General features: G+C 73.4%; 8 protein-coding genes. 2 read left to right on the forward strand and 6 right to left on the reverse strand.

Annotated elements, in window-relative coordinates; all coding sequences use genetic code 11:
• Window positions 1-79: 79 nt before the first annotated feature.
• The 4 genes from BD833_RS11350 to BD833_RS11365 are packed head-to-tail and all read right to left on the reverse strand — an operon-like array spanning window position 80 to window position 3,328.
• Entirely contained in the window at window positions 80-853 is a 774-nt protein-coding gene (locus BD833_RS11350) for an SDR family oxidoreductase (protein WP_243737597.1), read from the reverse strand.
• On the reverse strand, window positions 850-1,692 hold the full coding sequence (gene kduI / locus BD833_RS11355) for a 5-dehydro-4-deoxy-D-glucuronate isomerase (RefSeq protein WP_208092601.1): 843 nt from the start codon (window positions 1,690-1,692) through the stop codon (window positions 850-852). Before kduI ends, BD833_RS11350 begins: the two co-directional genes overlap by 4 nt.
• A complete protein-coding gene (locus BD833_RS11360) occupies window positions 1,689-2,372 on the reverse strand; it encodes a bifunctional 4-hydroxy-2-oxoglutarate aldolase/2-dehydro-3-deoxy-phosphogluconate aldolase (RefSeq protein WP_166533236.1) in 684 nt (227 codons plus the stop codon). Before BD833_RS11360 ends, kduI begins: the two co-directional genes overlap by 4 nt.
• Window positions 2,369-3,328: a sugar kinase gene (locus BD833_RS11365; RefSeq protein WP_166533237.1), complete on the reverse strand. Its 960-nt coding sequence runs from the start codon at window positions 3,326-3,328 to the stop codon at window positions 2,369-2,371. Before BD833_RS11365 ends, BD833_RS11360 begins: the two co-directional genes overlap by 4 nt.
• Window positions 3,329-3,468: 140 nt before the next feature.
• Here BD833_RS11365 and BD833_RS11370 point away from each other — a divergent pair, with 140 nt between their 5' ends.
• Together BD833_RS11370 and BD833_RS11375 are read left to right on the forward strand one after the other, a co-directional pair.
• Window positions 3,469-4,284, forward strand: a complete 816-nt coding sequence (locus BD833_RS11370) for an IclR family transcriptional regulator (protein WP_243737598.1) — start codon at window positions 3,469-3,471, stop codon at window positions 4,282-4,284.
• A gap of 29 nt (window positions 4,285-4,313) precedes the next feature.
• Window positions 4,314-4,541 (forward strand): tautomerase family protein, encoded by a 228-nt coding sequence (locus BD833_RS11375; RefSeq protein ID WP_166533238.1) that lies wholly within the window; start codon window positions 4,314-4,316, stop codon window positions 4,539-4,541.
• 382 nt (window positions 4,542-4,923) lie between these two features.
• Here BD833_RS11375 and BD833_RS11380 read toward each other — a convergent pair whose 3' ends face one another.
• Together BD833_RS11380 and BD833_RS11385 are read right to left on the reverse strand one after the other, a co-directional pair.
• Window positions 4,924-10,293: a LamG-like jellyroll fold domain-containing protein gene (locus BD833_RS11380; RefSeq protein WP_208092602.1), complete on the reverse strand. Its 5,370-nt coding sequence runs from the start codon at window positions 10,291-10,293 to the stop codon at window positions 4,924-4,926.
• Window positions 10,294-11,379: 1,086 nt separating this feature from the next.
• Window positions 11,380-13,422, reverse strand: a complete 2,043-nt coding sequence (locus BD833_RS11385) for a cation:proton antiporter (protein ID WP_166533240.1) — start codon at window positions 13,420-13,422, stop codon at window positions 11,380-11,382.
• Window positions 13,423-13,511: the final 89 nt, after the last annotated feature.

Consider the following 13,511-nt stretch of genomic DNA (forward strand, 5'->3'; position numbering starts at 1 on the left):
GACGGGTCATCTCCTTTGTGGTGCGCAGTGACCGGGGGCTCGTGCCCCCTGGTCGGGTCCTCTCCTCCAGCCGGTCGCACTACCTCGCCATCCATCCCCCGTCGACGACGAGCACGTGCCCGTTGACGTAGTCGGAGGCGCTCGAGGCGAGGAAGACGGCCGCGCCGACCAGGTCCTCGGGGCGCCCCCAGCGCTCCGCCGGGATCCGGCTGTCGATGCTGCGGCGACGCTCCGCGTCCTCGCGGAGAGGGGCGGTGTTGTCGGTCTCGATGTAGCCGGGAGCGATGGCGTTGATCTGCACCCCGGCGGCGGCCCACTCGTTGGCCAGCGCCCGGGTCAACCCCGCGACGGCGTGCTTGCTGGCCGCGTAGGAGGTGACGCGCAGCCCGCCCTGGAACGACAGCAGGCTCGCGACGTTGATCACCTTGCCGGCGCCGCGCTCCAGCATCGGGCGGGCCAGCACCCGGGTGAGCTGGAACAGCGAGGTCAGGTTGACGTCGACGACCGCGTTCCACGCGGCCAGGTCGACGTCGACGGCGTCGTCCCGGGCAATCGCCCCGGCGTTGTTGACCAGCACGTCGACGGGCCCGGGCAGCCGGTCGAGCAGGCCGGCGCCGATGTCCGCCGGGCTGGAGAGATCCAGGTCGACGGTGGAGGCGGCCGCGCCCATGCCGGCCAGCGCCTCCAGCGTGCCCTCGCTTCTCCCCGGCCGTCCGGCCAGGACGATCTCCGCGCCCGCCGCGGCGAGGCCGACGGCCAGCGCGCGCCCGATCCCGCGCCCGGCGCCGGTGACCAGCGCCCGTCGGCCGGCGAGCGAGAAGGCCCCCAGCGCGGCGGCCGGACCGGCGGTCACAGCTCCCCCACCGGGACGGGTCCCAGGTCGGTGTAGTCGTTGTTCTCGCCGGCCATCGCCCAGATGAAGGCGTAGGAACCGGTGCCGGCGCCGGCGTGCACCGACCACGGGGGACTGATGACCGCCTCGCCGTCGTCGAGCCAGACGTGGCGGGTGCGGCCCGGCTCCCCCATCACGTGGAGGACCCGGGCCCCCTCCTGGAGGCCGGTGTAGCAGTAGACCTCGGTACGGCGGTCGTGCAGGTGCGGGGGCATGGTGTTCCACACCGAGCCGTCGGCGACGACGGTCACCCCGATCTGCAGCTGGCAGGACGGGTGCCCGCCGGGCCCCCAGACGTAGCGGTACAGGCCGCGGCGGCTGGCGCCGGCCTGGTCCCCGACCGCCACGGGCTCGACCTCGTGGTGGCGGAAGACGGCCGTCTCGCCGTCGGTGTGGGCGGTGGCGGACGCCAGGTAGAAGCGGGCGCCCTCGCCGCGGAACCCGACGTCGCGGCCGCGCGGCACGTACATGCCGTCGAGCCGGCCCAGCCGGTGCGCCTGCCCGTCGACCAGCACCTCGCCGTCGTCGCCGACGTTGATGATGCCGAGCTCGCGGCGGGCGAGGAACGGGCCCTCCCCGAGCACCGGGCTCTCGCCCAGAGGCAGCACGTCCGTGCCGACCGGGACGGCGCCGGCGACGACCATGCGGTCGTGGTGGGTGTAGGTGCCGCGGACCTCGCCGGGGACGAAGAGGCCGGAGACGACGAAGCGCGCGCGCAGCTCCTCCGTCGTCGCGGTCTCGACGGAGCTGGGGGCGGCGGCGTGGCGGATCTCGAGCATCGGCCGGTTCTCGGCGGTCACGACGGAACTCCCAGGGTGTGTGGTCGATGGGTGGGGCGGTGCTGGCCGGCGGTCGCGGCAGCGGTTGCGGCCAGCGCCGCGACCGCATCCGCGCCCCCGGAGGCGTGCGCCGCGTCGAGCTCGCTGCCGATCGCGACGGCGAGGGCGCCGGCGCCCAGCCACTGCGGCACCTGGGCGACGGAGATCCCGCCCGAGGGCAGCAGCGGCACCTGCGGCATGACCGCGACGACGGACTTCAGGAAGGACAGCCCCAGGGCACCGGCCGGGAAGACCTTCACGACGGGGGCGCCGAGGCGCCGGCCGAGCGCGATCTCGCTGGGCGTCGCGGCGCCGGGGACGAACGGCACCCCCGCGGCGACCGCGGTGGCGACGACGTCCGGGTCGGTGGCCGGTGAGACCAGGAAGCGTGCGCCGGCGTCGACCACCGCGTGGACCTGGTCGGGGTCGAGCACGGTCCCCGCGCCGACCAGCACCCCCTCCGGGGCACCGGCGGCGAGGTCCGAGAGGAGTGCGACGGCGTCGGGGGTCGTCAGGGTGATCTCGATCAGGCCCAGGCCGCCGGCGATGCAGGCGCGGGCGATCTCCCGCGCCGCGTCGGCGTCGTGGTGGCGGACGACGGCCACCACCCGGTGCCGGCCGAGCGAGGCGACGAACGACCCCGCCGTCATCGCCCCGGTCATCGGGCCACCCCCGGGCGCGGGGAGGTCTCGGGAGACAGCTCGGCGGCGAGCTCGCTGGCCAGCGGCAGCCCCTCGTAGTCGCCGCAGTGGCCGATCGCCCGGCCGGCGACCCACGCTCCGATGGCGAGCCGTGTCCGGATGTCGGCTCCGGTCAGCACGCCGTGCAGGTAGCCGACCGCGAAGCCGTCGCCGGCCCCGACCGGGTCCACGACGACCGCCGGAGACGGCTCCACCTCGGCGACGAGGTTGCCGTCGACGAACGCGACGGCGCCGCCGCGCGCGCCCTTCACCACGACGGTCGGCGCGCCGAGCCGGCACGCGTAGTCATGCACCGCGGCTTTCTCCGCGGACCCGGCGCAGACGACGGCGTCGGACCAGCTCAGCAGGATGTGGTCGGCCAGCGGGGCCAGCTCGTTGAACTGCCCGACCAGCTCCTCCGAGGTGCCCATCTTGTGGCGGAAGTTGGCGTCCAGCGACACCTGGACACCGGCCGCCCGTGCGGCGGTCGCGGCCGTCAGCGCCGCCTTGCGGGGCCCCTGCCCCAGGGCCAGCGTCACCCCGGTCAGGTGCAGGACCCGGGCCCTGGCGACGAGGTCGAGGTCGACGTCGGACGCATCCAACGCCGATCCGGCGCTCATGGTCCGGTAGTAGTAGACCGACACGCGGGAGTCCCAGCGCTCCTTGAGCAGCAGCCCCGTGGGGCGGGAGACGTCGCGCTCCAGGCGGGAGACGTCGACCCCCTCGCCGCGGAGGGTGCGCTCGACCTCGCGGCCGAAGGGATCGTCACCGACCCGCCCCATGAAGGCGGTGCGGTGGCCCAGCCGGGAGAGGCCGATCACCGTGTTGCTCTCGGCGCCCCCGACGGACTTCGTCAGCGTGCGGGCCGACTCGATGCGACCTCCGCCGCTGTCGAGGCCGATCAGGGCCTCGCCCAGCGTCGCCACGTCCAGGTCCACCGCGTCATCCCTCGCTCGTCGACATCACCACCACTGCTGTTCACGTATGCGAACAGCGTCCGCAACAGTGACCGAGGCCACTCAATCAACGCGTCGAACGGTTGTCAAGGATGTGAACGCGATCTGCTAACCTGGACGGCATGGTGGCTCAGCTCGGCATGGCCGGAGGAGCGGATAAGACCACGGATCACCCGACGGACGACGTCGGTGCGACCGGCGACGAGTTCCGGCCGGTGAAGTCCGCGGCCCGGGTGCTCGAGGTCCTGGAGGCCCTCGCCACGGACGGTCCCCTCACGCTGCGAGACCTCGCGGCTCATCTGCAGGTCCCCAAGAGCAGCATGCATGCGCTGCTGCGGACGATGCAGTGGCGCGGCTGGCTGGAGACCGACGTCACCGGGACCCTGTACGGCCTCGGAGTCCGCTCACTGCTCGCCGGCTCCGCCTACGTCGACAGCGACGCCGTCGTCCGCCAGACCGCCCCGGTGCTCGACCAGCTGGCCCAGCAGACCGGGGAGACGGTGCACCTCGGTCGCATCGAGGGGGGCGACGTCGTGTATCTCGCCAAGCGGGAGTCGACGCACCCGCTCCGGCTCTTCTCCTCCGTCGGACGGCGCCTGCCGGCCCATTCCGTGGCCCTCGGCAAGGCGCTGCTCGCCGAGATGGCACCCGAGGCGGCGCTCGCCTGCCTGCCGCCCCAGCTCGATGCGATGACGCCGAAGACGATCACCGACCGTGCGCGGCTGCTCGAGGACCTCGATCGGATCCGGCGCACGGGTTACGCGATCGACGACGAGGAATCCGCCTCGGACCTGCGCTGCTTCGGGGTCGCCCTGCGACAGCGTGCGGGCACGCGCGATGCGATCAGCATCTCCGTGCCGGTCGTCCGCCTGGACGAGGCACGCGAGCAGGAGATCGTCTCGCTGCTCCTGCAGGCCCGGGCCACGTTCAGCCACTGACCACCTGCTCGCCTCAGAAGGGGACTGCCATGCCCAACATCACCGTCGAACTCCTCCGCGGCCGGACCGTGGACCAGCGCCGCGCCTTCGCCCAGGCCGTCGCGGACAGCGCTGTGGAGATCCTCGGCGCCCGCCGCCAGGACGTCCGCATGGTGTTCACCGAGATCACGCCCGACATCGTCGCCAACGGCGGGGTCCTCGCCTCCGAGGACGACAGCCGCGCCGCGGTGGTCGCAGCCCTCGGTGACGAGGTCTGAACACACTTCTCCGAGCTCCCGAAGCCGGCCGGGCCCTGGGCCCGGCCGGCTTCGTGCCGTGATGGCCCAGCACCGGGCGGACGGTGAGGCGCGGCGACGCCTACCGAGCCGGGGCACCGGCCGGCGAGCAGGCTGACGAGGGGTTCGCCCCCCGACCTACCGGGTGTGGCGGCCCCACCGGGACCCGGCCGCGGCACCGTGACGAGGCGACATCGCCGAGCAGCGTCGGCGCCCTGCCGCGGGCGCGGCAGGGCGCCGACGTACCGCCCCAGGGTCTCGACCGCGCAGTCTGGAGGATCCGCAGGCCGCGCGGTGGAGGGACTTGAGGACGGACACCACGGGGCCCGGAGGCTGTCCTCCGGACCCCGTGGGTGCTCTGGGCCTAGCCGAGCTTGTAGCTGACCGTCTGCCGCACCGAGGCGGCCAGATCGCTACCCCGGTAGACCACGGTCATCGTCCCGGAGTTCTTGGTCCGCTTCGGCAGCGTCAGGACCACCGAACCGTCCCGCAGAGTTCCGGTGACCGTCGTGCCACCCGTGGCCGTGACGTCGACCTCCCCGGTGAGCGGGATGTCGTCGGAGGCCGTGAGGGACACCGTGACGGTCGCGTTCTTCCCGTCCTTCACCGGCGCCCCCACCGTCATGGTCGGGGTGACCTTCTCCACCTCGACCGACAGGTACGTCACCGAGGGGGCGTGGGCCTCGTCGCCCACGTAACGCACGCTCAGCAGGTGCGATCCCGGGAGCAGTGACTTCGCCGGCAGCGTGACCGTGGCCTGTCCCGCCGACAGGGTCGCCGTCCCGACGACCGTCGTCCCCTCCCGCACCGCGACCACACCTTCGGCCGTCCCCGGGGTCACGGTCGCGACGACCGTGCCCGGCTGGCCGTAGGTGAACGTCTCGGCCGTCGCAACGGTCTGCGTGACCGCCGGCGGCGCAGCCCGCTCGACGGTGAGCGTCACCCGGACCGGCTCGGACTTCGCGCTGCCGTCGGTCACGGCGTACGTGAAGAGGTCCTTGCCGCTGAACCCGGCGTCGGGGGTGTAGGTGAACGACCCGTCCGCCCCCACCGTCACGGTTCCGTTGACCGGCTGGGTGACGTCGGTAGCCGTCAGTGCGTCGCCGTCGGCATCGGTGTCGTTGGCGAGCACCCCGGGCGCCGGGACGGTCAGGGCCATACCCTCCTCGGTGGTGTAGGCGTCGGAGACGCCGACCGGGGCGGTGTTCGGGCTGTCCGGCGGCTGGTAGAGCTCCTGGACCTGCTCGGCCGTGAGCTCGTAGCCGTACATCCGGAAGTCGTCGACCAGGCCGTCCAGGTGCGGGTCGCCCCAGCTGGTGTTCCCGATGAAGTTGGCCGTGGTGCCGCCGGCCCCGATGTCACCGATGTCGATGGTGAAGTCGGTGCGCGTGCCCTGGAGCTCGCCGTCGAAGTAGATCTTCCCGGTCGAGCCCCGCTGGGTGAACACCACGTGCGTCCACTCGTTCAGGGGCAGGTCGTTGCCCGCGCCGAGCGCGAGCCGCTCCTGGGCCGGCACGCCGGCCTTCTTGAACGTGGCGGCGAAGCCGGTGGCCCCGTTCGCCTGCGTGGAGGACTGCAGCAGGAAGAACTTGTCGGTGCTGCTGCCGATCTGCACGTGCGGCACCCAGTTGGGCAGCGCGTCCGGCCTGATCCACAACGACACGGTGAACTCCGTGTCCATGCCTGCCGAGATGTTGTCCGGCAGGTCGACGAAGTGCGGGGTTCCCGAGGCGCCACCGGGCAGCGACACCGCGGGCCCGAACCGACCGTCCGGGGTCCAGGTCGTGTCGCCGGAGAGCACCGCCGGACCGATCGACGGATCGGTGCCGGAGTTGCCGGCCTGGGTGCCCGCGCCCTCGTCGAAGGTGTAGTGAACGGGGACCCCCTCGCCCACCGGCGGACGCTCCACGGTGTGGGTCACCGATGCCGTGGAGTTGCGCCAGCCTTCTGCGGCGAGGTACCGGACCTCGATCTGGTGGTCACCCGGGGACAACGCGACCTCGGGGAACGAGACGGCTCCGGCGGTCACCACAGCGGCGTCGCCCTTGCGCGCCCCGTCGATCCACAGCTCGGCACGGCCCTCGGCCGGCTGGCCGTCGGCGCCCTGCACCTCGGCCGACACCGTCAGCGGCTCACCGAACGGTGAGGGCGACGCCGGGGCGACCGAGACCGTCGTGGTCGTCCGCAGCGCCGAGCCCTCGGCGTGCAGTGCGGCCACGTCGGTCGCGGAGAGCGTGGACCGGTAGAGCCGGACCTCGTCCATGAGGCCGTTCAGCGCGGCATCCGGGTACCCGTTCCGACCGAGCCAGTTGTCGGCGGTCGCGCCGAGGTCGGCCATGTCGATGGTCAGGTCGTCGCGGCTGGCGATCGCGGCACCGTTGAGGTACAGCGTGCCGGTCGTGCCGCTCCGCGTGAAGGCGACATGGTTCCACTGGCCCAGGACCAGGTCGGTGGCCGGGCCGGCGTGGACCCGCTCCTGCAGATCGGCTCCGGGTGCCTTGAAGGTGGCCGCCAACCCCGTCGGGCCGTCGGCCTGGGTGCCGGTCTGGATCTGGAAGAAGCCGTCGGTCCCGTTGCCGATGTGGAACAGGCCGGTCCAGTTCGTGCGCGGCTCGTCGGGACGGACCCAGAACGACGTGGAGAAGTCCGCCGCACCCCGGAGCAGGTCGTCCGGCAGGTCCACCGCGTTGGCGCGGTCGCCGCCCGGCAGGTCGACGGCCGTGCCGTAGACGCCCTCCTCGGACCACGCCGTGCCGCCGGTGAGGGTCGCCGAGCCGACGGACGCGTCGCCGCCGGTGTTGGCCGCCGTGGTGCCGGCACCCTCCTCGAACGAGTACTGCACGGGCACGTCACCGGTGCCGGGGTCGGCACTGATGATCACGAGGTCGTCGACGACCATGCCGGCACCGGTACCGGGCCCGGCGAGGGTGAGCGTCTCCGACCGGGCCGACGCCGTGAAGGTCCCGACGTAGGTCCCGAAGGTGACCGCCCGGCCGCTCTGCGACGGGTTGCCCGCCGCGGTCGCGGTGATGGTGGCGTCCAGGGACCCGATGGCGACCCGCGCCGTCGCGTCACCGCTCTCGGCCGCTGCCCGGCTGTCGCGGGCGTAGCGCAGCGAGAGCCGGTACTCACGGCCGACGTCGAGACCGGAGATCCGGCGCTCGATGGTGCCGGCCGGGCCCAGGGCCAGGTGGTAGCCGACGTGGCCCAGGCCGCCGTTGCTCGGGGCCGTGGCACGCACCAGCTGCACCGGGCTGACGATCCCCCACGGGGACATCCGGCCGTTGCCCGGCGCGACGTCCACCACGGTCGGCGGGGTGGCGCTCCGCCACTCGGCGGGCACCCGGGGGTACTCGAACTGGTCGACGACCTGCGGGGTCCGCGTGTCCATCGGGACGGTGGGATCGATCGTCACGATCGAGGCCACCGAGGGCGTCCCGTCGGCGTCGAAGACGAACAGCATGTAGGCACCGGGGGGCGCGTACGTGCCGTCCTGCGGGGCGGTGATGCTGACCTGTCCGGGACCGGTCTGCACGAACTCGAGGTCCTGGAAGTTCTGGTCGTTGTTGAACCCGTGCGTCACCGACCCATTGCGCACCAGGGTCACGCGGGAGACGTCACCGGAGGTGGCGACGTCGAACGTCCCGGCGTAGCCGATGCTCTCCGGGGCCTGCAGGATCTCCGGGCGGGCCGCAGGGGCGTCGCCGTCGAAGAGGTAGGCCGGCGAGTAGTACTCGACGTCGGTGTAGTTCCGCGGACCGGGGGTGCCGCCGCCACCGAGCATCACGCGCCCGTCGGGCAGCAGGAGCGCGGTGGAGTGGTAGAGCCGGGCGTGCTCGTGCGGCACGTCGACGGTGGTCCACTTCCCGGTCTCCGGGTCCCAGATCTCCGGGTTGGTCACGACGTCGTCGCGGCCGTTGTTCTCCCGGCCGCCGCCGGTGACCAGCACGTCCCCGTCGGGCAGGACGGTCGAGGTCGCCCAGTGGCGCTGGTACCGCATCGGCTCGGTGGGTGCCATCACCGGGTTCGCCGTTCCGTCGGCTCCGGTGATGTCGACGGTGAAGCCGGCGCGCGCGCCGTCGGGGCCGCCACCGTTGGCCCACCAGCCGCCACCGACCTGGAGGATCTTGCCGGGCCGGTACATGGTGGCCGTGGAGGTCGCGCCCACCGGGTTGCCGAGGCCGCCCTGGCTGGCGACGGCCGCCGGGAGCGTGCCGCGCAGCGTCAGGGTGCCCTCGCCGCTGGGGTCGAGCTCGAACATCTGCGTGCCGCTGATGTTGAACAGGTTGCCGTTGCCCGGCGCCACGAAGGCACGCGGGTACCACCAGCGGTTCTCGTCCTGGCCCGCGTGGTCCCCGCCGCCGTCGCCGTAGGCGACGGAGCTGGTCGCGCCGGTCAGCACCCGCCACCCGGCTCCCTCGTCGGCGGTGCGGATCTCGGGTGTGTGCACGCCCGGGCCGGCGACACCACGCACGCTGCCGCCCTGCACGACGATGTCGCCGTTGGGCATCGTGGTCCCGGTCGGGTACCACCGGGGGTAGTTCATCGGGGCCTCGGTCTGCAGGCCGTTGTTCGTTGAGTAGCTTGTGACGCCGACGGCGCCGTTCACCGGGTCGTTGAAGTCGCCGAGGCCGTCGTCACCGCCCACGGTCATCGTGGAATGGCGGTGCGGGTCCTGCACCTGCATCGCGCAGAACAGGTCGGTGTAGGTGGTGTTGGGGACGACTCCGTCGCGGAGGTTCGCCAGCGTGCGCGGCGTCGCGGGGTCCCACACGTCGATCTCGAACTGGCCGCCCTGCGCGACGCAGCTGTTGCCCGACCAGTCGTAGGGGTTGCCGTCGGTGCACCCGGTCGACACGCTGCCGAAGGACTGCACCCGCCCGTCGGAGGTCAGGGCGACGTTGATGGGCACCAGCGGCCAGGGCGTGACACCGCTCCAGGCGCCGACCTCCTCCTTGACCGGCGGCGAGCAGTCTGCGGCGACGACGCCGGCGGCGTAGGCCAGGCCCTGTCGCATCTGCGCCTGCATGACCGGCTCGGCGTACGCCGTCCCCTCGTGGCCCATCGCGGTGTACCAGGACCGGCCCTCGTCGATCTCCTGGCACCACGTGATCGGGTGCGAGGTGCCCTGGCGGCCGCCGCTGTCGTCGGTCACGTACGAGGCCTCGTCGGCCTCGAGCAGCGTGCGGACGTTCGGGGCCGGGTTGACCACCCAGTCGTACCACTCGTCGCTGCGGGTGAACTCCGCCGGCAGGCCCTGCGTGAGCGGGTGCCCCGGGTCCTTCACGACGACGCGACCGGGCCGCACGGCCGGGTTCTCCGGGTGCCCCTCCGAGACGGCACCGACGAGGCGGGCGTAGAAGGGGTTCACGTCGTGCTCGCTCTGCCCCACCGACCAGCCGGCGTAGTGCAGGCCCATGTAGCCGCCGCCGCCGCGGATGAACGTCTCGAGGGCCGCGCGCTGGGCGTCGTCGAAAAGGATGCCGCCGGTCTGCGCGAAGACGACCGCGTCCTTGTCCGCGAGGTTCGCGTCGGTGAAGGTGCCGGCGTCGTCGGTCTCCTGGATCTCCACCGTCTGACCGGACGAGGCGCCGATCTCGGTGGCCAGCTGACGGACGGCCTCACGCGCCTGGACGTGGGAGGCGTGGAAATTGGGCTTGTAGAAGAGAACGATCTTGAGCACGCCGTCCACCGGCGCCGCGACGGCCTTGGCCGCCGATGCGATGCCGAGCACTCCGAACGCGAGGGCCAGTGACAGCAGGAGCGCGAACGATCGGCGGAGCGGCGCATGAGCGCGTCGGTGGACGGGTGGATGGCTCGACGTCATGGAGATCCCCTGGGCTCGATAGGAAGCCGGCAGTCCGGACCGGCCCCTCTATGGGCGGGCACGCTAGGGCGCGTCGCATACAGCGTCAAGAACTCTGTCCTCACACGTGAATATCTACCGAAGGCCGTTCATGTACGTGGACGGTATCGTGCCCGGGCGGCCCCCAGGAAGGAGGTGCACGCCGACCAGGAAGCGGCAGGGACCAACGCTGCTGGGCAGGGCGCGGCATTGATCCTGAGCTGTGGCGTGGCCATGCTGGGCGCATCCGGCCGACGCCCCGACCAGGGCAAGCAGCGGTCGCTGAATGGCTGCGAGGCCGCTGTGGGCCGCGGTGACCTCCCGCGAGGCCGCAGAGACGGGTAGGCGTCGGCCGCCCTTCCGTCCGGGCGCGGGGGTCCGTTCGCCCGACGGCCGACCGCCGCCGGCCGAGGGGCGGCCGGACGAGGCTCCGGCCACGCTTCACCTCTGGTCGGCCCGGGAGCGCAGGCAGAGCGAGCCGGCCATGCCGGTACGACCCCCGTCACCGGCTCCACGCGTTCCCGCGTCGCGGTGTGGAACCGGCACGTCCGCTGGAGTCGTCATCCGGTCGTGGACCTCGTACCCAGCCGGATACCGACACGTCGCCGATCGTCACGATCGCGCACCGACGCCGGTCGACAGCCCGATCACGGGCCCCGGGCTGCGCCGTGCGACGCCTCCTCGCCCCGGCTGCGCTGATCCTGGTCCTGCTCGTCGGGCTGCACCGGTCCTTCCGGGAGAGCCGGGGAGCGCGGATGCCGCCGGAGGTGCGGTCGCCCCCGTGACGGCCGTCCCGGGCAGCGACGAAGCCGCCCCCGACCGGCAGGTGGTCACCACCGCCGGCGCCTCGCTCACCGCCCGCGGTCAACGGCCCCCGGCGGGCGAGTGTGCGGCCCCGCCGGGGCCTTGCCGCAAGCCCGGGGTGCTTCTACACGTTCCAGTCGGACGAGAACGCGCACCACTGCGCGGACGGGATCACTGCTGTGCGGCCGGGGCCTCCGCCTCCGGGGCCGCACCGGCCGGCGCCGGCACGGTGACGTCGTCGACGAAGCAGTACGCCCAGCTCTCCCCCGGCTCGGCCGAGGCGATCAGCGGGTGGTCGTCGGCGGCGGCGTGCGCGCGGGCGTGCCGGCGCGGCGAGGAGTCGCAGCACCCGACGTAGCCGCAGCTCAGGCAGGTGCGCAGGTGCACCCACTCGGTGCCCTCCTGCAGGCAGCCGACGCAGCCGGACGCCAGGGGCAGCACCGGCCGGGACGCCGGGCCGTGCTCGCAGCCGCTGCCCTCCGGCCAGGCGTACCGGACCACCCGGCCGGTGTCGACGAGGGTCCGCCCGCGGCCCGGAGCCCCGACCGGGTGCCCCAGCTCGGTGAGCACCGAGTGCATCAGCGCCTGCCCGGAGAGCCGGTCGCGGTCGAGGATGTGGTCGGCGCCCGCGCCGGCCAGCTCGGCGACGTCGACGGCACCCAGCGGCCGGGTCACGATCGCGGCGCCGGTCACCGCGCGGGTGGCGGCGACGACCCGCACCGCCTGCTCGGGGTCGTCCTCGGCGACCACGGCCAGCCGGGCGTCGGGCACGCCCGCCATGCGCAGCACCTCGCCCTTCGTCGGGTCGCCGCGGACCACCCGGTGCCCGGCGGCCTCGGCCTGCGCCGCGCCGTCGGGGTTGAGCGTGGTCATCACGACGTCCACCCCCCGACCGCGCAGGGTCGCGGCGAGGTCGAGCGCGGTCGGCCCCCAGCCGATGATCGCGACGTGGTCGCGCAGCGCGCCGTCGCCGTCCGGGGTGCCGCCGCCGGCCGCGGGCACGGTGCGCCGCCGGTCGATCCGGGCCCCGGCCGCGGCCAGCTGCGGGGTGAGCAGCATGAGCAGCACCGTCGTCGCGACGACCACCTGGGAGCCGTCGTCGCCGAGCCCCAGCGGGGCCAGCCCGGCGGCGGTGCCCACGGTCAGCAGCACGAAGGAGAACTCGCCCACCTGCGCGAGCAGCAGCCCGGTGGCGAGCGCCGTGCGCACCGGGATCCGGGCGACGGTGGCGGCGGCCGCCGTCGTCAGCGTCTTGACCACCAGCACCACGGCCGCGGCGCCCAGCACCAGCGGCAGGTTCTCGAGCATGAAGCCGACGTCGAGCAGCATGCCGACGGAGACGAAGAAGACCGCGCTGAACACGATCTGCAGCGGCATCACCTCGGCGAACGCCTGGGTGCTGGCCCGGCTCTCGCTCACCACCAGGCCGGCCAGGAAGGCGCCGAGGGAGACGCTCACGCCGGCGAGCGCGGTCAGGTAGGCGGTGCCGAAGCAGACCGCCACGATCGCGAGGAGGAACACCTCCGGCGAGCAGGTGCGGGCCACCACGTCGAGCACCGTGGGCATCACCCGGCGGGCGACGAACAGGACGACGACGATGACCGCGACCGCGGTCAGCAGGGCCCACAGCAGCGACCCGCCGCCGGATCCCTCGCCGTCGGCACCCGCTCCCAGCAGCGGGACGACGAGCACCATGGCGACGACCGCCAGGTCCTGGGCGATCAGCACCGCCAGCGCCAGCCGGCCGCGGACGCCGCCGGTCTCCCGCCGCTCCCCCAGCAGCTTCAGCACGATCGCCGTGGAGGAGAGCGCCAGCAGGAAGCCGGTGAACAGCCCGTCCTGCCAGCCACCACCCGCCACGAGGGTCAGCCCGAGCCCGGCGCCGGTCGCCAGCACCAGCTGCAGGCCACCGGCGACGGCGATCCAGGTCCACACCCGGGCCAGCCGCTCCAGGGAGAACTCGATGCCGATGGTGAACAGCAGCAGGATGACGCCGATGTCCGCGGCGGCCTCCACGGCCTCGCCGTTCTCGACGATGCCGAACTGCGCCGGCCCGATCAGCACCCCGGCCACCAGGAAGCCCACGATCGGGACCACCCGCATGCGGGCCGACAGGTAGCCGATCACCGCGGCCGCCACCACGAGGGCCGCCGTGGGCGCCAGGTAGCCCGGCACCTCTCCGGCCGCGACGACGAGCTCTGCCTCGGGCGCCATGCCGTGCATTCTGCGCGCTCCCGCGAGCCGCGCCCAAGGCGGCCCGGGCCGGGAATCCCTGCTGCCGGCGGGTGTTGGACACCGGCAGC

This window comes from Blastococcus xanthinilyticus (assembly GCF_008124835.1).
In the GTDB taxonomy this organism is placed as follows: domain Bacteria; phylum Actinomycetota; class Actinomycetes; order Mycobacteriales; family Geodermatophilaceae; genus Blastococcus; species Blastococcus xanthinilyticus.

Bases quoted from the DNA above. Each gene is read 5' to 3' on its own strand.
- BD833_RS11360 (WP_166533236.1), bottom strand. From the start codon at position 2,372: ATGACCGGGGCGATGACGGCGGGGTCGTTCGTCGCCTCGCTCGGCCGG.
- BD833_RS11370 (WP_243737598.1), top strand. From the start codon at position 3,469: ATGGTGGCTCAGCTCGGCATGGCCGGAGGAGCGGATAAGACCACGGAT.
- BD833_RS11375 (WP_166533238.1), top strand. From the start codon at position 4,314: ATGCCCAACATCACCGTCGAACTCCTCCGCGGCCGGACCGTGGACCAG.
- BD833_RS11385 (WP_166533240.1), bottom strand. From the start codon at position 13,422: ATGGCGCCCGAGGCAGAGCTCGTCGTCGCGGCCGGAGAGGTGCCGGGC.